Source organism: Absicoccus intestinalis (genome assembly GCF_033971885.1).
Taxonomy (GTDB): Bacteria; Bacillota_I; Bacilli_A; order Erysipelotrichales; family Erysipelotrichaceae; genus Absicoccus; species Absicoccus intestinalis.
This window is the reverse complement of record NZ_JALBUS010000011.1, coordinates 26,204-45,218: the sequence shown is the minus strand read 5'-3', so window position 1 is coordinate 45,218 and position 19,015 is coordinate 26,204. Positions and strand designations below refer to the sequence as shown.

At 34.9% G+C, this 19,015-nt stretch carries 16 protein-coding genes, 1 CRISPR repeat array and 1 riboswitch; all 16 genes read right to left on the bottom strand.

All coding sequences use genetic code 11. The features are described 5' to 3' along the window. Position 1 precedes the first annotated feature (1 nt). The 16 genes from MOZ64_RS07830 to MOZ64_RS07755 all read right to left on the bottom strand — a co-directional run bounded on the left by MOZ64_RS07830 (position 2) and on the right by MOZ64_RS07755 (position 18,995). The gene (locus tag MOZ64_RS07830; protein WP_320326020.1) at positions 2 to 856 is read right to left on the bottom strand and encodes a patatin-like phospholipase family protein; all 855 of its coding nucleotides are present in this window, start codon (positions 854 to 856) and stop codon (positions 2 to 4) included. A 55-nt stretch (positions 857 to 911) separates the two neighbouring features. After that, positions 912 to 1,649: a pyruvate formate-lyase-activating protein gene (gene pflA, locus MOZ64_RS07825; RefSeq protein WP_320326019.1), complete on the bottom strand. Its 738-nt coding sequence runs from the start codon at positions 1,647 to 1,649 to the stop codon at positions 912 to 914. Then, positions 1,636 to 3,873: a formate C-acetyltransferase gene (gene pflB / locus MOZ64_RS07820; protein WP_320326018.1), complete on the bottom strand. Its 2,238-nt coding sequence runs from the start codon at positions 3,871 to 3,873 to the stop codon at positions 1,636 to 1,638. Before pflB ends, pflA begins: the two co-directional genes overlap by 14 nt. 117 nt (positions 3,874 to 3,990) lie before the next feature. After that, positions 3,991 to 4,071, bottom strand: a riboswitch (ZMP/ZTP riboswitch). 111 nt (positions 4,072 to 4,182) lie between these two features. Then, a complete protein-coding gene (locus tag MOZ64_RS07815; protein WP_320326040.1) occupies positions 4,183 to 4,512 on the bottom strand; it encodes a helicase-related protein in 330 nt (109 codons plus the stop codon). 39 nt (positions 4,513 to 4,551) lie between these two features. Next, positions 4,552 to 6,906 (bottom strand): SNF2-related protein, encoded by a 2,355-nt coding sequence (locus MOZ64_RS07810; RefSeq protein ID WP_320326017.1) that lies wholly within the window; start codon positions 6,904 to 6,906, stop codon positions 4,552 to 4,554. 308 nt (positions 6,907 to 7,214) lie between these two features. Continuing rightward, a CRISPR array of direct repeats spans positions 7,215 to 7,983; the repeat unit is 34 nt; unit sequence TGTTTCAATCCACGCACCCATGTAAGGGTGCGAC. 172 nt (positions 7,984 to 8,155) lie between these two features. Further along, on the bottom strand, positions 8,156 to 8,446 hold the full coding sequence (gene cas2 / locus MOZ64_RS07805) for a CRISPR-associated endonuclease Cas2 (protein ID WP_320326016.1): 291 nt from the start codon (positions 8,444 to 8,446) through the stop codon (positions 8,156 to 8,158). Between the two features lie 6 nt (positions 8,447 to 8,452). Then, positions 8,453 to 9,481: a type I-C CRISPR-associated endonuclease Cas1c gene (cas1c, locus tag MOZ64_RS07800; protein ID WP_320326015.1), complete on the bottom strand. Its 1,029-nt coding sequence runs from the start codon at positions 9,479 to 9,481 to the stop codon at positions 8,453 to 8,455. Continuing rightward, positions 9,474 to 10,163 (bottom strand): CRISPR-associated protein Cas4, encoded by a 690-nt coding sequence (cas4, locus tag MOZ64_RS07795; protein ID WP_320326014.1) that lies wholly within the window; start codon positions 10,161 to 10,163, stop codon positions 9,474 to 9,476. The genes cas1c and cas4 overlap by 8 nt, the downstream gene beginning before the upstream one ends. After that, on the bottom strand, positions 10,132 to 10,995 hold the full coding sequence (gene cas7c, locus MOZ64_RS07790) for a type I-C CRISPR-associated protein Cas7/Csd2 (protein WP_320326013.1): 864 nt from the start codon (positions 10,993 to 10,995) through the stop codon (positions 10,132 to 10,134). The genes cas4 and cas7c overlap by 32 nt, the downstream gene beginning before the upstream one ends. A gap of 1 nt (position 10,996) precedes the next feature. Next, a complete protein-coding gene (cas8c, locus tag MOZ64_RS07785; RefSeq protein ID WP_320326012.1) occupies positions 10,997 to 12,874 on the bottom strand; it encodes a type I-C CRISPR-associated protein Cas8c/Csd1 in 1,878 nt (625 codons plus the stop codon). After that, the gene (gene cas5c / locus MOZ64_RS07780; RefSeq protein ID WP_320326011.1) at positions 12,840 to 13,604 is read right to left on the bottom strand and encodes a type I-C CRISPR-associated protein Cas5c; all 765 of its coding nucleotides are present in this window, start codon (positions 13,602 to 13,604) and stop codon (positions 12,840 to 12,842) included. The genes cas8c and cas5c overlap by 35 nt, the downstream gene beginning before the upstream one ends. A gap of 27 nt (positions 13,605 to 13,631) precedes the next feature. Further along, positions 13,632 to 16,019: a CRISPR-associated helicase Cas3' gene (cas3, locus tag MOZ64_RS07775; RefSeq protein WP_320326010.1), complete on the bottom strand. Its 2,388-nt coding sequence runs from the start codon at positions 16,017 to 16,019 to the stop codon at positions 13,632 to 13,634. 466 nt (positions 16,020 to 16,485) lie between these two features. After that, entirely contained in the window at positions 16,486 to 16,893 is a 408-nt protein-coding gene (locus tag MOZ64_RS07770) for a flavodoxin (RefSeq protein ID WP_320326009.1), read from the bottom strand. After that, the gene (locus MOZ64_RS07765) at positions 16,890 to 17,336 is read right to left on the bottom strand and encodes a MerR family transcriptional regulator (protein WP_320326008.1); all 447 of its coding nucleotides are present in this window, start codon (positions 17,334 to 17,336) and stop codon (positions 16,890 to 16,892) included. Before MOZ64_RS07765 ends, MOZ64_RS07770 begins: the two co-directional genes overlap by 4 nt. 72 nt (positions 17,337 to 17,408) lie before the next feature. Continuing rightward, positions 17,409 to 18,479: an Mbeg1-like protein gene (locus MOZ64_RS07760; protein WP_320326007.1), complete on the bottom strand. Its 1,071-nt coding sequence runs from the start codon at positions 18,477 to 18,479 to the stop codon at positions 17,409 to 17,411. A 39-nt stretch (positions 18,480 to 18,518) separates the two neighbouring features. Next, complete coding sequence (locus MOZ64_RS07755) at positions 18,519 to 18,995, bottom strand: pyridoxamine 5'-phosphate oxidase family protein (protein WP_320326006.1); 477 nt, start codon at positions 18,993 to 18,995, stop codon at positions 18,519 to 18,521. Positions 18,996 to 19,015: the final 20 nt, after the last annotated feature.

Below are 19,015 nucleotides of genomic sequence, written 5' to 3'. Positions count from 1 at the left end.
CTTATTCTACTTCACAGAAGGCCTTGATCTTGTCCATGCGTTCCATGGTTTCATCAAATCCCAATTGGAACCAAGGACGTAATTTTTTGGCTGAAGTGGTATATCGTGTCACCCCGAGATCTTTATGTGGACGCAAGACCATGGCTTTTCCTTCTTGTTCCAATTGATCGACTTTATCCCATTGTTCCTTATAACGAAGATGACGATTTTTTAGATCTTCGACGATCACATCATCGTGATAGACATGTTTGGCAAGTCGTAATTGCCATTTTGGTGCTGGTTTACGAACATAGCCAATTTCTTTGGTAGAAATTACAATGTGCCGATCGTTGCCTTGGCGCAGACTTTGTTCAATACTGATCATGTCTCGAAGGCCGGCATCCATATAGCGCTGACCTTCAAATTCATAAGGATGCGCTAAAAGTAATAAGGCGCAACTAGCAATCATCAAAGTTTGTGATTCATCCAAATGACTTTTATCAAAGTATTTGACTTGATGGGTATCTAAATTGTATAGTCCAAAATCCATCTTCGAGGAAGAAGACCAAAATTTTTCAAGATCTAATTTTTCTTTGGATTCAATGAAGGCATTGGTGGTTTCCAAACCATATAAAGAGCCTTCCTTTCGATAGGCTTTTAAACCAAAAACCATGGGTTGACTGGTTGCTTCGACACCGGAAACCTCTAGACGATAGGGTTGTCTAGATACATAGTTTGCGAGCATTTCACAACCAGCAGAAATGCCAACGGTATATGGTATATATATTTTTTCTTGTAAAAAAGCTTTTAGAACGCCAGCTGTATAGGCTGCTTTGGTGCCACCACCTTCTACAACTAGTCCCATTTTTTGATACATACTCTCACCTCATTGTTTATCATTCTAACATAGATATGTAAAAAGCGATGAAGATTCATCGCTTTTTTGTATGTAACATTTCGTTGACATGTTGAATTTGTTTTTGACTAGGTGGCTCAATGCCTTCCAATGGATAGTCCATGCCAAGTTGTTTCCATTTATAGGCTCCCAATGTGTGATAAGGCAAAACTTCTATGCGTTCGATATTGTGTAAGGAGGATAAGAACGCATCGAGTCGTTTCAATTCATCGTCGCTATCATTGATACCAGGAACCGTAACATGTCGGATCCAAACGGGTTTATGGATGGCATCTAAATATCGTGCAAATTCCAAGATGTTGGTGTTGGTCCATCCGGTCAGCGTTTTGTGTTTTGATTCATCGATTTGTTTGATGTCCAATAAAACCAGATCGGTCACTTTCATCAATTGTTCAAGCTTTTGAAAGAATGGTGCTTCTTTTGTGAATGGTTGTCCACAAGTATCCAGTGCTGTGTGAACACCTGCTTGTTTGGCCAATGTGAAAAGTTCGATAAGAAAATCGATTTGCAGGAGTGGTTCACCACCACTCACGGTGATACCGCCCCCTTCTTTCCAATAGGGACGATATCGTAATGCTTTTTTTAGGACATCCGAAGCAAATTCCGTCGGTGGTGTTTCTTTCCAAGTATCCGCATTGTGACAAAATTGACAACGCATATGGCAGCCTTGCATAAAGATCACATAGCGAACACCAGGTCCATCGACCGAACCAAAGGTTTCAATCGAATGAATGCTTCCTTTATAGTGATTCATGGCATGTTCTAGAGATGACATCCAATTGTTGTTCGCGTGTCAAATCAATAAACTTGACGGCATAACCCGAAACGCGAATCGTGAAGTTTTGATATTCTTCTTTTTCTGGATGTTCCATCGCATCTTTTAATTTTTCAACACCAAATACATTCACATTCAAATGATGGGCACCTTGATCAAAATAACCGTCCAAGACATGTACTAAGTTGTCAGCTCGTTCTTCATCGCTATGACCCAGTGCACCTGGATTGATGGTTTGGGTATTAGAAATACCATCCAAAGCATATTCATATGGTACTTTTGCGACAGAGTTCAAAGATGCCAACAAACCATTCTTTTCAGCGCCATAAGAAGGATTGGCTCCTGGTGATAATGGTTCTCCGGCTTTACGTCCATCTGGCAAAGTTCCAGTCGCTTTTCCATAAACGACATTGGAAGTGATCGTCAAGATCGATGTCGTTGGTTCACTATCACGATAAGTGTGATACTGACGAATCTTATTCATGAATGTTTTTAACAACCATACCGCAATATCATCAGCACGATCATCATCGTTACCATAACGTGGGAAGTCTCCTTCAATGGCGAAGTCTTTGGCAATGCCTTTTTCATCGCGAATTGCTTTGACTTTGGCATATTTGATAGCACTTAAACTATCTACGACATGACTAAAGCCGGCAATACCGGTCGCAAAGGTACGACGTACATCGGTATCGATCAAAGCCATTTGCGCGGCTTCATAATAATATTTATCATGCATATAATGAATCAAATTCAAGGTATTGACATAGACTTTAGCTAGCCAATCCATCATTAGATCGTATTTATGCATAACTTCATCATAATCCAGATATTCACTGGTGATTGGTTGATATTCTGGCCCTACTTGCATGCCGGTCTTTTCATCCACACCACCATTGATCGCATACAATAAACATTTTGCTAAATTGGCACGCGCTCCGAATAACTGCATTTCTTTTCCAGTTTGAGTAGCGGATACGCAGCAGCATACACTGTAGTCATCACCCCAGATAGGTCGCATCACGTCGTCGTTTTCATATTGGATCGAACTGGTTACGACGGAGATTTTTGCCGCATATTTCTTGAAAGGTTCTGGCAAGCGTGAAGAATATAAAACGGTCAAGTTTGGTTCTGGACTTGGTCCCATATTTTCTAATGTATGCAAGAATCGGAAACATGTCTTGGTGACTTGGCTTCTGCCATCTTGGCCAAGACCTGCCACATCCAATGTTGCCCAAACTGGATCCCCAGAGAATAATTGATTATAACTAGGAATTCGCGCAAATTTTACCATACGGAATTTCATGGTCATATGGTCTACAATTTCTTGAATTTCAGATTCTGTGAATGTACCATTTTCTAAATCTCTTTCGAAATATATATCCAAGAACGTAGAGATTCGTCCTACGCTCATAGCTGCTCCGTTTTGTGTTTTGATGGCAGCTAGATACGCAAAATATAACCATTGAGCTGCTTCCAAGCCATTTTTTGCTGGTACGGAAATATCAAATCCATAATCGGCAGCCATCTTCTTCATGTCTTTCAAAGCTTTGATCTGATCAGCTAATTCTTCTCGTTGACGGATGACCGTATCGATCATATTTCCTGCACCACAACGAGCAAGATTCTTTTGTTTTTCTTCAATCAAGAAATCAATACCATATAAGGCAACACGGCGATAGTCTCCTACAATACGGCCACGACCATAGGTATCTGGAAGACCAGTAAGAATCTTATTGTGTCGGCATAATTTCATTTCTGGTGTATATGCTTGGAAAACGGCATCATTATGTGTCTTATGGTATTTTGTGAAAATTTCATGTAACTTTTCACTTGGTTTATAACCATATGTCGTACAAGCTTCTTCACTCATACGGATTCCACCATATGGCATAAAAGCACGCTTTAATGGTTTGTCTGTTTGTAGACCAACGATCTTTTCTAATGATTGATCCATATAAGCTGCTGGATAGGCAGTGATGGAAGAAACGACTTCCGTTTCCATATCCAAAACACCTTTATTGGCTCGTTCTTCTTTTTGTAGAGCTTGTAGTTCAGACCATAATTGTGAAGTTGCTGAAGTAGGGCCTTCTAAAAAAGATTCATCCCCATTATAAGGTGTGTAGTTATTTTGAATAAAATCACGAACATTGACTTCTGATTGCCATTTTGTTCCGGTAAATCCATTCCATTCTGTTCTCATATTTGTACCTCCTTGAATAGAACATTATTGATAAGTTAAGACTAACTTATAACAATTCCACTGTCAACTCATATACTCCTTTCTTCCCAGAGATACAAAAAAAGCCGTACCTCCAGACAAAGTTGCCCAGACGGTCGGCTATAATCTCTTATACTTCACGTGGTAAGCTCCACAATTCCGTCAGTCGTATAAGTACAATCTCAATTTAACAAGAAGAATGATGAATTGTCAACCAAAAAGAGTATCATTAAAAAAAACATATGTATAAGATGGATAAACATTAAATAATATAAAATTAATTTATGATACTCATTCATCCTCCATTCTTTGTTCCATGGTAATGCGATCTATTTCTTTTTGAAGAATATTTTTAGCATCTTTATTCTTGATTTCTACTTCTGCGGCCACTGATTTATCAGCAAATGCATCGAATTGTTTTTGCTTTTCATCTAACATATCTTTGATTCTTTCATCAATAGAATTCTGACAGAGTAAATGATAAACTAGTACCTTTCTTGTCTGCCCCATGCGATAAGCACGAGCAATCGCTTGATTTTCATCGGATGGTTTAAATTGTGGCTCCGCAATTACTACTACGCTTGCCGTTTGAATATTCAATCCTGTTCCCGCTGCACTGATTTGTCCAATTAATACAGTCCCCGCCGGTGCTTTTTCAAACTAATCAATAATTCTCTGCCGATTATCGGATGAAACATTTCCAGTGATTGGTTGTAGACAAATAGGTCCTAAAAAAGATCGAATAGCTTCAATCACATCTAAGAAAAACGAAAAAACAATGATTTTCCTTCCATCATCTTTTGCTTCATTCACTATCATTTTCAATCTTTCCGCCTTAGAAGATTTCTTTAAATCACCTACATTCCAAGACAATTGTCGCAACTGTGGATATTTACTTCTATTTAATAGAAGATTTTCATAAATTGATCTTTCTTCTCTTGTCATCGTACACCAGGCATCAACTTCTATTTTTTCGGGTAACTCCGTTAAAACATCTTCTCTTTTTCTACGATAATATACTGGAGCGATTTTTTCACGAAATGCTTGTGCATCTGATAAATACGTAAGATCACTAACAGAATAAGAAACATAAGGATTCAATTGTCCAATTAATTCCACCATCTCATCAACTTTATTTTCTAAAGCTGTTCCTGTTAAATAGAGTTCTCTTTTGGCATGTTTACCAAGTTCAATTACATTTAGTGTACGTTTTGCAGCCGGATTCTTAATATAATGTGCTTCATCTACAACCAACAAATCAAATATTGTTTGATCATCCATTTTAAAGAATTTAGTTGTTTCATATGTGGTTACTCCCACTCCGCCATGAGACCACCATTCAGATATAGCTTTTTGTTTTGATGAGCCATGAATTTCTATCGCATGTAAGCGACTATGTTTCTTTATCTCACGACACCAATTTGTTAAGACCGCAGCAGGACACACAACTAAAAAATGATCAGCCCCGACATTTCGAAGCGAAACCATCGTTGCTATCGCCTGTATGGTTTTTCCTAACCCCATTTCATCTCCCAATAAGACTTTTCCTTGATGAAGAATATACTTTACACCCCATTCTTGATAACGCCGTAAATCTACTAATAAACCGTCTGGAAAAAAATCTTGTTCTTCAATTTGTTTTGCCAATTCTTCAGGCAAACCATAATATGTGTCTTGATTGCCAAATAGACCTGGACATAAATCATCTAAAATAGCGAATACATGCGCAGAATTCTCTTCAAAATACTTCCAAATCATTTTATTCGTAACATAGTTTTTGTTTACAAATATTTTTTTATTAAAGAATTGACTTGCTCGTTTGATATAACTATCTGTTTGATCATTTAGAAGCATGTCACTATAGTTAAATATATTTTCTTTCTTTTGTTTATCCGAAGTTATCCAGGTCAATGCATTCGCATTTTTCAAACAATACTCATGAGCTTTTCTTATTTTCCCATTATATTCGTTTTTTAGTTCATGAGCTTGCTCTATCGCTTTTTTATATTGATCATAACAGTAAACCGCATGTAATAACTGAGTACTTCTTTTTGTTTCATTATCTATATTAAGTTTTAGCCGAATATTATGTCTTGTATCTTGTTTAATCTTTTTGGCTATATTATCCATATCATTAGCCATATTCTGACTAATGCCATATATCTGCTTTAATCCAAAAATATCAGCATTTAATACGTCTTTGATAGTACGTATCCCATTTTCTTTTAGTGAATTTATACGAAAACCTTTTTTATATTTTTTCAATTCATCTACGCTAATTGTCGATAGTAATTCCATAACTTCGTCATTTTGTAATAAATATGCTTTATTTTTTACATCGTCCTCAAAACTACGCGAAGATTGAATAGCTTTGTTCATCTTATTTTCCAATTCAGAAAGCATTTTTGTTGTCTCATTCACTTTCAAGAAATTAGGTTGAACTGGATCATTATCCGTATATAAATCAGCATAGGATAATTTTTGTAACTTCCCTAGATAATATGATTTGTCTTGTTTAAAGTCATGAAGTACGGTATTAAAATCTGGTAAAGTCATAATTTGATTTTTTACAGATAGAACATCATTTTCAAAATTTGATTCGACAAATTGATCTATTATATTTGCTGCATCTATGGCTTTTGCCTTCTTTTCCTTTCCCATAAACATCCAAAATATGTTAAAAATTGGATCAGCATTAAATTTTTCGTTATAGATATCATTGTTTTGTTCTTTCAATTTATCAATTTCATCTTGTAATGAGTCATATCGTTTCAATTGATATAAATTCATTAAAGTATTATTATCGTAACTATTCTCATTAAACGAAATCTTCGGTCTTATTTTATCCACTTCAATCAAATTGTTAGAATTAACATCTTCTAATGCTTGATTAACTAAGCCACTTACATACTGATAATAGTGATCCTTAATTTTAGAAGTGATTATTTCCCGATTAGATAATAAATTATCAAGAATCTCCTTATCTTTACTTATTAATTTGATTTGTCGTTTCAATCTTCCCTTCTCAGATCGAACATTATCCTTAGTATAGTACACAATTATTCCTCACCTTTACTCTTTGTACCTCCAATTATACATTTTACTTAACAAATAAATATATAAATTATCATTTCTTTATAGTCTACAAATCAATATGTAAACAAGCAATGATCCATTTAGTTCGACAATAATCTCAATTATACATTTTCAACATGTACTCGATGTAACTTCAGAAAATTTTGTATCATTGAATTTTAGTAAATATCAACCATCGCACTCATGTAAGGTGCAACATCAACTATATCTTCCATTTCATAATTTTCTGTTTCAATCCACGCACCCATGTAAGGGTGCGACTTTCGCCATCGCTGCATTTTGTGACCTCTAAATTGTTTCAATCCACGCACCCATGTAAGGGTGCGACGCAGACAAGGCAGCATCCGATATCACGGCGGCGTTTCAATCCACGCACCCATGTAAGGGTGCGACTCCGAGAAATACACGGCTAAGAATGGCAGAATTGTGTTTCAATCCACGCACCCATGTAAGGGTGCGACGTTTACACGATTTGTATTTCTTGGATTACTTTGTTTCAATCCACGCACCCATGTAAGGGTGCGACCAGCTGTGGAATCGCTCAGTGCTACTTCACAGTGTTTCAATCCACGCACCCATGTAAGGGTGCGACACAGAGGCTTTATCAGAGGCATTATCTGTAATGTTTCAATCCACGCACCCATGTAAGGGTGCGACGTTTCGCTCATAGCATTTACGCACGCTAGGACGTGTTTCAATCCACGCACCCATGTAAGGGTGCGACGAGCTTTTAACGCTTCTTTTTCTGAATCAAAATATATGTTTCAATCCACGCACCCATGTAAGGGTGCGACTTTATCGATTGACGATTTGGGAATGCCTGTATCGTTTCAATCCACGCACCCATGTAAGGGTGCGACGCTTGGAAGCATCAAGTTCTCCAGTGACTTCTTTCGTTTCAATCCACGCACCCATGTAAGGGTGCGACTTGATTTCTGCGTTGCTACCATTCTGCAAGGTCACGTTTCAATCCACGCACCCATGTAAGGGTGCGACAGCAAAAGTGATTAAATTTTTATCTATTTTCCCACTTTTACATGAGATCTACACCCAAATAGGGACAATGCATGTCTCCTATTTGACCAAATCTCAAAAAGGTCTATATTTTGATACAATATATGTGGTGCGAAGGTATTATATTTTTATGTGTTCTTACCGTTCGCACTCACTAGAAAACTAATGGTTCTTCAACATCAAATCCGTTTGATTTACCATAATGCTCTATTTTATTTTTGTATTTATTTCCAATTATATAAAATCTTAAACTATCTTCCTCCTCATCTATAACTTCTAACAAATCAGCTTTTAATTTTTGATAATGATAATTATCTACATTGCATTCAAAAACAGAATTTTGAACTCTTACTCCATAATTCATGCAGTTCTTAGCTACCTTACGTAATCTTTTCTTACCATCATTATCTTGAGTTTGTACATCATATGTAACCAAGACCATCATTAGTCATCACTTCCAAAAAAACGGCGGATATCCGTCCAAATCCCCACGAATATAACTAGAAAGTAATTTTGCCTGAACAAACGGTACCAATCCCCATGAAATTTTCTTTTTTATATATGGATGTTCTATTTCTTCCTGTTTCCTTTTTTGCCAAGAAATAAAAAGTTTCTTTCGCCCCTCATCTGTTAATAATACAGCTCCATTTTCCTTTTGAATAAAATCCTTTTTTGTTATTCTTCGTGTATTGATTAAATTCAAAACAAATCGGTCAACCATTACAGGTCTGAGTTCTTCCATTAAATCTAATGCCAAAGACGGTCTACCAGGCCTTTCCACATGATAAACTCCAAAATATGGATCCAAGCCAGTACATTCTAAAGATGATGTACACATACTAGTTAATAAAGAATAACAAAATGATAAAAGAGCATTCGTCGGATCTATAGGTGGTCTTCTATTTCTTTCATTAAAGGTAAAGACATCCTTTTGATTCAAAATCAAATTATCATAAACAGAAAAATAATTTTGTGCTGCACTTCCTTCAATACCAAGTAATTGACTTGCTGTATCAACTGAATCAATTTTTATATAATCTTCAGAAAGTAACTTTGATTTTTCTTTTAATAATTCAACATTAACTCTTAATGGAGAATCTCTTGTATATCGTTCCAATATCCATTTTGAATTATAAATCTTTCCTCGAATCATATTTTTAGCAATACACAAAGAAAACGAATCATCACTAAATTTCTGGTATTGATTTTTTCTCAAAATCACGTTGCCTTTAACAGGTCCAACTATACGTGCTAAAAATTTACCATTTCTAGATAAAAAACAAAGATCGATATTTTTATCAGCACATGCTCGCATCAGTGCGGGGCTAGCTCCCGTGTAACCAGTTGTAACAATTGATTCTAGATTATGTAAGGGCACTCTACCAACAACTTTTCCATCTTCTTTCGCTACTACATTTTCACCATCTAATTGCAAGTAGCAATCTGAGTTAACATAAAGTGTATTTTGTAATTTACGCATCATTAATATCCTCAGAATATTTCTTTATATAAGATGCTACAGTCTCTTTATGATAAGTTTCAGGAAAACAAATATTTTCTAAAGAACAGGCATTACATCCTTTATTACGCTTCACTCTTGGAATATAGTCTTTTTCAGCATACTCATGCATCTCTTGACTATATTTTTTTACTTTTTCACGCAACTCAGATGAAATATTGATTTTTTCTCTATGTTTAGTTTCTCCATAATATAAATATCCATATGAAATCGAACAGTACATCATTTCTTCTAAACACATTGCCTGTGCAACAAGCTGCACAATATCCTCATCTGTATTTTTGGGCTTTCCTTTTTTATATTCTACGGGAATGGGTAAGTATTTCTCTTTTTTGCCAGAAATATTAATACCTTTATCATTTTCTTTAAAGATCACTACATCACATTCTCCACTCAATCCCAGTGAATACGAGTGTATAGGCATCGCACGGGAAAGAAAATAATTTCCTCTTGTCTCTTTCATAAAAGGATTATGTGCATTTTCATGAAGAACATGTCCTTCGAAAGTTCTTTCATTTTCTTCCCATTGCATGTCTAAATAAGCCAACGCCCATTGTCTGCGGCAATATGAAAAATGTTGAATTCCTGATAATTGGAGAAAATTGTCCTCACTATACAAGGATAATTTCCTCCGGTTCCACACAATCAGGAATTTTATTAATTTTTATTTCATAATCACCAAATGAATGAGGAATCTCTACTCCTTCTCTTCTTTTTACTTGTACGCTACGATGTACTTTAGCAGTTGAAACCTTTGGCGTTTTATTTTCATGCTGCCACCATACCAATTCACAAACTTCCATACTTCCTGCTGGTCGTGCTGATGATTCATCATTTTCAAATAAAGTACTTAACGCTAATTTCAAAGATTCTGCATCTTCTTGCGAAAAACCTGTTTTTTCAGCTAACTGATGATTTATACTACCCTTTACGATATATAGTCCAAAATCAATAAAATGTTTTGTACCCATAGTATCAGACGCTTTACCCTTTTTATCTTCACTATTTACACTTTTTGTGATTTGCATACTAACGATATCAACTGGATCGACACTAATGGCCTGATGAATAGTAACTGGTCCGCGAACTCCTACAGATACTTCTATTCCTTTAAATGCAAAAACCTGTCCAAATGCACGCACATCTATCCATTCTTTACATGCGATTTCAGCAAATCTTTGAGGATCTGCGTTCTTACCTTTTTTTACTTCTTGCTGCAATTCTACATTCTTAGAAACTCTAGCAGCTAAACTATTACAACCATCATCACAACGATCACTCGATTGAACGTAAACTTTCTTTCCCATATCTTGGAAGCGATTTCTTATCTTTCTCTTGATACAAACATCAGATATTTCACCCTTTCCTTCATACGTTTCTCGAGGCCTATTACCATTTAATGGATCGCCATTTGGATTTGCATTCTTTACTGAAATAAGTAAAACAAAATCAATTTTTCCTTTTAAATCTGTCATATTATTCACTCTCTCTTTCTGTATTATTTATTTCATGTTGTTTTTTTTCTTGCCATTTTGAATAAATATCATCATGCTGACAATAATAACCTAATAGATAAAGTCCATTTAATGGTTTATCATTTTCAAAATCTCCTTCTTTAAAATCAATCATTACAGATTGAATCAGATTTAAATAATACGTACGAATTGCTTCGTTGTAACCGTTTAAATATGGCAATATATTCTCATGGATAATAGTCCAAGTTCTATACGGATGTTTAGAAAACATATTCATATATCGCATTGCGTTCGTAGGACGATCAACATTTTGATTTCTTAATCTACTCTTTTCAATCACATCAGCTATTGCCAATAACCTTCCATATAGATAATCTCTTCTTTTTCCTAGTTCTCCTGTTTCCAATGCCAAGGTAAATTCCTCCTTCTTTTCAAAGTGTTCTTTTTTCACTAAAGAACATGCAATAGATAAAACTTTTTCCCAATTTATTTGATTCTTAAAGGCTTCGGGCATGGATGCCCTCAAAACTGCTTTTTTTACAAAATCTTTAGGAATCGGCCTCTTTAAAACAATACATGTAAACAGCCTTTGAACTTGCCTGTTAACATAAGTTTCGCTTCCTTTAATATCCATACCTGTATCACTTTCGTGACCATAGATTGAATAAACAATTTGATTTACGTTAGGTACCCCAATATATGTATATGTTTTTAAATTTTTTTTACTTCTTTTATGTTTCCATTCTGCACCTACATGCCAATCCTCCAAATTTGCTAAATATTGAGAAGATTGTAACGTAGCTTGTTGCACCAATGAAAGTCTCCCTTTTGTAGCTGAATCAAAAGATAATAAATAAACTGTAGATGTTGGATTAATTTTTTCTTTATATTCTTTTGTAAATAAATTTTGAATAATTGCTTTGCTGTCAACATTACTAATAATTGGTTGATCCATCTGGAAAAAATTAGAAAATAAATCATCAGTACCCTGATTGGGTAATGGTATTGTTTTAAAATCAGTTTCCCATACTACTGTTACATAATCATTATTACGAATACCTCTTTGATTAATAAGCCATTTTAAAGCGTTATGCATTTTTTGTGAATCGATAGATCCAATAGATAGTATTTCATTTGTAGTTTTAAATCTCCCTCGAAAAGTAAAATCGTTTGTATCAGTGCTATTTACAGACAATAATTTTGCGCCATCTCCAGGATAACGAATACTTTTTGGAAAATTATCTGTTTTTGTTTCATTATTACCTGTTAAATATGAAATATCTGATCCTTTTAACTTTGATTCATAATAATTGATGTAACAATCAATCAAGTCTGGATCCTTCCAACACTCTTCAATTTTGCCACAACCTTGAATAATAAATCTAACCAAAATCCCCTTTACTTTAGATTCTTCTACATCTTCATCCAAAACTTTAATTTTTTTTAACTGAAAAAAAACGTTGCCTTTTTTTATAAACTTTAATATAGCCACTACTTTTGGATGAGAATATTGTGATTCTGCCCATTCATTCAGTCCATCTAAGTATGCTTTATATCGATTGGAATTATCTTTAAAGGAAACCTTTTCATTATTTTTATTATGAAAATATTGATTGGAATAATCATCTGCAATGTATTGCAACTGATCACATAATGGATGAGGTTCAATCCCACTAGTTCTCATGGCTGATTTTTCAGTAACAGGTATTAAAGTTTCTTGATTCTCGTTTTCAATATTTCTTGCATTTAACATTATTCCTTCAGCATTTATTGTTATCTCTATTCCTGCTTTGAATTTTTCATGAAAAATCGGATTCATTTCATCCTCAGACGAGTGAAAAGTATCATATATTCGAATCATTTCTTGCGCCCAGTTCAATAGAATTCACCTCCTTTGCTAATGCATCAACACTTTCAAAATTTGAATGTTGAATTCCAAAAGGTTTTATACCCATCTTATGAATATGACGTTTAATTTGACATTGTTCAGGCCGAATAAATTTGACAACTCCTTTCTTCATAACCGGATTCCAAAATCGTACTGTCATATATCCTTTATCCTCATCCAATATTGCTTCATCTGCATAGGTAATCCCGTGGTACTGTAGACCATAGGATATTTCACCCGGCATCTCATCATAGAAACCATGACCTTCTCCAAAAACACATGGCTCTACATATCCTTGACATTCTCTTGTTCCAAGGAAAATATCTCTTCTACCACCACGCTCTATCATTCGTTTGGCAATATTGTGATGTTTATTTTCATTACGATCCTGTACCAACTCTTCACGATTTAAATTCCATTCAAAGTGTGCCCTAACTTGATATGCAACCTGTGTTAGATACGTATAATAGGATAAATCGTATTTTTTCCCATTTTTCAATGTTTTTATTCCCTTGGTTTGAGTTTGAATTGGGTTCATAATTCTAACTTCGTCAATGTACCAAATAAACGTTGGTTTCCAATATACACTGCTAATTATGCCTTTTAATGCCTCATATGTTGGAATATGTAATGTTGTTTTTTCTCCTGATACCCTTGTGATTGGTTCAGAAAATAACGCATATTCTCCCGTAACCAAGAACTCAACTGTATTCCTATACATACATTACCTCCTTCTCATCAATTAAGATCATAAACAAATGAACGGTAATTCATTCAAGATACTTACACCTAGGTTTTCGTCATAACCTTTTTTTGTTAATACCCAGATTCCATTATCATTTTCTTTGTCTAATGAATAAATAAGACTTTTTTCGTCCAATTTATTAAACGTATATTCACTTACCGTTACAAGAAAGTTTTGCAATTTTCTAATAATTTTTTTCTTCTCTCTATATGAGTAGGTGTCGCAATATTGATTGATCAAATCCACACTATCATAACATTCAACAACTAACGGAATTGCATTTTTATCATCAATCACTTGAAAAATATTTCCCGCTTGTTTAAAAGCTTGATTCATTATATGCATGTTTTTTGTTTTTATATTACTGACTGCTCTACGATTCGTTGATAATAATTCAGTCAACGATTTATATGAATCATTACCATTTGGACACTTCAATTCATCCTTAAATTTCCAATTGTACTGTTTATAGTAATCATCCAATAATTTTGACGAGTCGTATAGATTGCTTTCATATTCTGATAAAACACCCACCATGATATCCTGCTGTTCTTTGATATATTTTAAGTTGGAAACATTTTCTTCCTTGTCTGAAATTTTCACTACTTGCACTAAACCACAATCAATTTCGTCATTACGATTGCATCTTCCTGCAATCTGCAAAATACTGTCCATACCAGCCAATGATCGCATAACTGAAACAAAACTTAAATCAACCCCTGCTTCAATTAATTGTGTACTGACACAAATGATTCGCTCATTTGTTTGCAACTTCTCTTTCAATTCCTGGATGATTTTTCCACGATGTGCCGGATATAAATCGGTTGACAAATAGTACATTGAATAGCTAAGATTTTTCTCTTTAAGTGTTTCGTATAAATTCCTGGCAGTCTTTTTGGTATTTAATACAATCAACATATTTTTTAAATCGTATGCTTTTAATCTTTTATCAATCAAATTGGCTGTTTCTTCTATGCTGAAAGAAACTAATCTCTGATTCCAACAATCCCAAACGATACGATATCGTTGCTTGTTGTAGATGAATTGATTTGTCTGAGGAACCATATCCCATCCAGCTTTATGATCTAAAAGAAAACCATCCATTTTATCAAATTTAGGATGCGTAGCTGAACACAAGACAACTGTTGTATTTAAAAAATTTGTACAAAAATTCATGGCCCAGTTAAATAATCCCATGAGATTTGGAGGAATGGATTGAACCTCATCAAATATCAACACAGAATTTGCCAAAGCATGGAATCTTCGCACATCACTCAAGCTGGATCGAAATATAGAATTTAGCAATTGCACCATTGTCGTTAGAACGATAGGTGAATTTTGATAATTTTCAATTAAGTACTCATACTTTTTATCGAGTTCTTCTGATTCAAATGTAACTCGGCTGTGATGTAGCAACACTTCATCTTCACCAAAAATATCACAATAAATTTTATATGTTTGATCCAAGATGGATTGATATGGAGCAATCAAAAAAATATGTCTCTTTTTTTCGTTTCTTGCTTTATATAAAGCAAAACGCAAAGCACTCAATGTCTTCCCGCTACCTGTAAAGGATTGAAGACGTATCATCTTATTTGAAGTATTAGAAAATTCTTTGCATTGTAGAGATATTCGTGAACGCAACTCATCTAATTCATTTCTAGGCTCAAACAAACTGATATATTGTTCAAATTGTTCAATTCTATCCGACCAATAGGACTCAAAATTAAAGTGCTTATATTCCAATTCTTCTTGAGTTCCAAACTCTGAAGCATAACTTGCATCGGTCCAGTCTGCATCAACCAGCAGTGATAACAAATATCTATATAAAGCTCCTGCATAATAGGCATTCTCACGTTTGTTTTTGCTTACTCTCTTAAATAAATAGTCATACAACTTGGTTGAATGAAATTGATTTTTATCACCCATCAGATAATCTGCATACTTTTTATTATTTTTTTCGTTGATTCTTTTTTCAAAAATAGATTCTCCCATTTCTGATAAAGCATCTTTCATCCTATGATGAGAAAAAATGGTCAATTCCATAATTTCACGATCTAGTGATTCTTTATATTCAGATAAATTCTGATTGATTGTTAAACCTCCTAGTGTAGAATGATCAACTTTTGTTCCATGCCAATCATTTGAAAAGCTTGACCGTAGATATTTTTGCCATTCTTTTGTTTGTTTGCCTAGATCATGCATTGATCCAATCTGATAAATAGTCTCTCTCAGTTCAGGAACATCACACATTTTTTGAGCTAATGTCGCTACATTCTGAAGATGATCTTCCAACGATTGGACAATCACTTGGTTTGAATCATCATTTACTTTGCTAGCACGTGCATAAAGATTTGAATTAGTTAAAAAATCATCCTCTGCTATTTTCATATTAGTTTCTCTCTCTTTTAATTCAATCTTTAGATTATTCTTTTTATTTAAATTATTTGCCTTATAGAATATGGGTAATCTAAAGATTATTGTTACTTTTTTATAAGTCACTCAGACAATCAAAACAATTCGGAATTTTTCATTAGGTTGTAATTATTTTGATAATCTTCTTATTAAACACATTTTAGCATATTATCTGTCTTATTTATTAGACTCTTTGAAAATAATCAATTTTTTGAATACCTAAATTATTTGATTCACTGAAAATACGACCAATTCTACACAAAACTCCTATTTTTTCAATTATTTTGTATATGCTCATTCACCCAAATTTAATGTTATATAAAAATAGCCGGCATAAAAATGCCGGCTACACCCACCATACAAGTAATGCCTCAACTTGTAAACTATCCCTTTCCCTTATCACAGTTATAGTATACATTTTATATGGGTAAATAATTGGACTTTAATCAATATTTAAGTTTGGATATGCTTTTTTAAGTCGTTCTTGTGCTTTTTTGATGGAAGAACCGCCACTAGTCATGAACAAATGGATCGTTTTTCCTTCTAAATCATTATGGTCAATAAAGCTATAAATAAGATTCGGTGCACGATACCACCAAATTGGGAAACCTAGATAAATTTCATCATATTCATCTAAATCTACCTTTTCTTCTTTTAATTCAGGACGAATCTGTTCATCTTTTCCCTCTTGGCTTGAACGGGCTTTCGCATTCATCCAATCCAGATCTTCCTTCGTATATTTTACTTTTGGCTCGATCTCATAGAGATCAGCCCCTTTTTCTTGTGCCAAGTGCTCTGCTTTCTGTTTGGTTGTGCCAGTTGCACTAAAATAAGCGACTAACGTTTTCATTTAAAGTCCTCCTTTTCTGGAATCGTATCCAGATTCATTTCTTTGGCCTTGCTTTTATTTTGCACAGCCTTTTCCGACCCCAATTCGATGGCCGTTCGATAATACCAATCCTTATAATCCAACTCTTTCATGTAATAATTCAATCGATCAATTTGATCTTGCACATATTCTCGTTGTGCCTTGATCAATTCATATCGGGCACTCAATGATTCATCCCCCATTTGGCTCAATCGCGCATATTCCTTGATACGACGAATAGGCATGCCTGTATTTTTCAAACAATTTAATACCCGCAACCAACCAAAATCTTTTTCTTCAAAAACACGCTTTCCATTGACCCGTTTCACATTGGGCAATAATCCTTCTTTTTCATAATATCGAAGGGTAGAAGGGGCTACTCCCATCATTGAGGCTACCTCTGAAATACTATATGTCTTGGCCATGATTCCTCCTTGTTTGTATCATAAAACTTAAAGTATGGTTTAAGTCAATAAAAAAATGAAGTCATCCAGACCTCATTTCTTCATTCGTTCTTTGATTCGTTCCCAGAGTCGCTGCTTGACAATAGGACCTGAATTCGCAATCGCAGTCACTGGTAATTCGACCGCTGTCTTCTTTGTCACAGGATCTGTTCTTAAAAAAGCCATCAATAAATTGTGAAAATCCATTAAATTTCCTTTTTTCACTTCTTCAAAATTCACATCACCATTGATGGAAAAAGCATCAAACATCTGATCGACAAATGTCTTGCGATCGGCTTGATTGACATTTTTCATCCATTCATTGATCGATGTTGAAATCCATACACTTTGTGGATCTTCCTCTTTGGCTTCAATCAACCCCTTATGATCCACTTGCCAACTGGATAAACTATGCTGCATCGTACCCTGTGCATTGCTTTTGACAATATGGACATTGGAAAAATGCGGTTCAAAAATATTTCCCACGATACAATATTGGGGAATCACCCGCATGGTGATCGTATCGATACGTGCAGTCAATTCTGGATCCATCACGTCCTTACAAAGTCCCGGCCCATCCAAATCATAGACAGCCTGAATGTGTGCTAAATTTTCTTCGATCAATTGCGATGTGCTATAGATGGCAAGATGCCCTCCTTTGGAATGACCTGCCACATAATACCGTTTATGCGGTTGAATCTCACTTTCCAAATAAGCTAAAGATGCCGTTTGGCTAAATGTCTTGGTAAAAGACATCATAAAATCTTCTCGCCAGCCGACAATGGAATCATCCGTTCCTTTAAAAAGGATCAAATCATGATCCTCATTGATTTGTAAGGTCATTGCTCCAAATTGAATATGTTCCTTCTCATCAAACGTATCCACATTGTTTTTGACCAACAACTGGCCATACCGATCCGATCGGGCAACCATTTTTATAAAGTCATCATGATCTTGTCCATCGGGTACCATCTGCATCGAATACGAAGATTGTTTCTCGATTAGATCACGAATCTTCATGGGCGCTTGTTGCCAGATATCCTTCATATCCAAATACGCAAATTGAGCCAGAACAATACTATCCATCACATCAAAGACATGTTCATCAAAGGAAACAAATGCCATCCACTCGACATACTTCGTTAAACTCAACATAGATATCAACTAAGATTCGTTGACTAACTTTCCTGTCATATGATCGATTTGAATCTCCCAACATAAGACGCGCGAACCAGCATTTTTGATTTCCTTTTCAATATAGTCTTGATCATCCGTAAATTTTAAACACAATTGCCGACAAATTTCCAAGGCACGATCATGATCTTTCACTTCATGAATGGTTCCAAATACAATGACACTCTGAATATTCAAAGCCCATTCCCCTGCATTGCGATACCCTTGATCATATACACAATACGATACTTTATTATTCTTTCTTAAGGCATCGATCTTGTGCCCCTCTTTGGCACCGTGGAAACAAATCGTTCCCGTTTTTTCATCATACCAATGATCCAATGGCAATCCATATGGATATCCATCTTCCCCCATGATCGATAAAACCCCACGAGGTTGTTCTCTTAAGATGCGAATACATTTTTCTTGAGAAATTTCTTGTTTGAAACGACGCATTTTTCGAAACATAAACACCCTCCCTAAATATA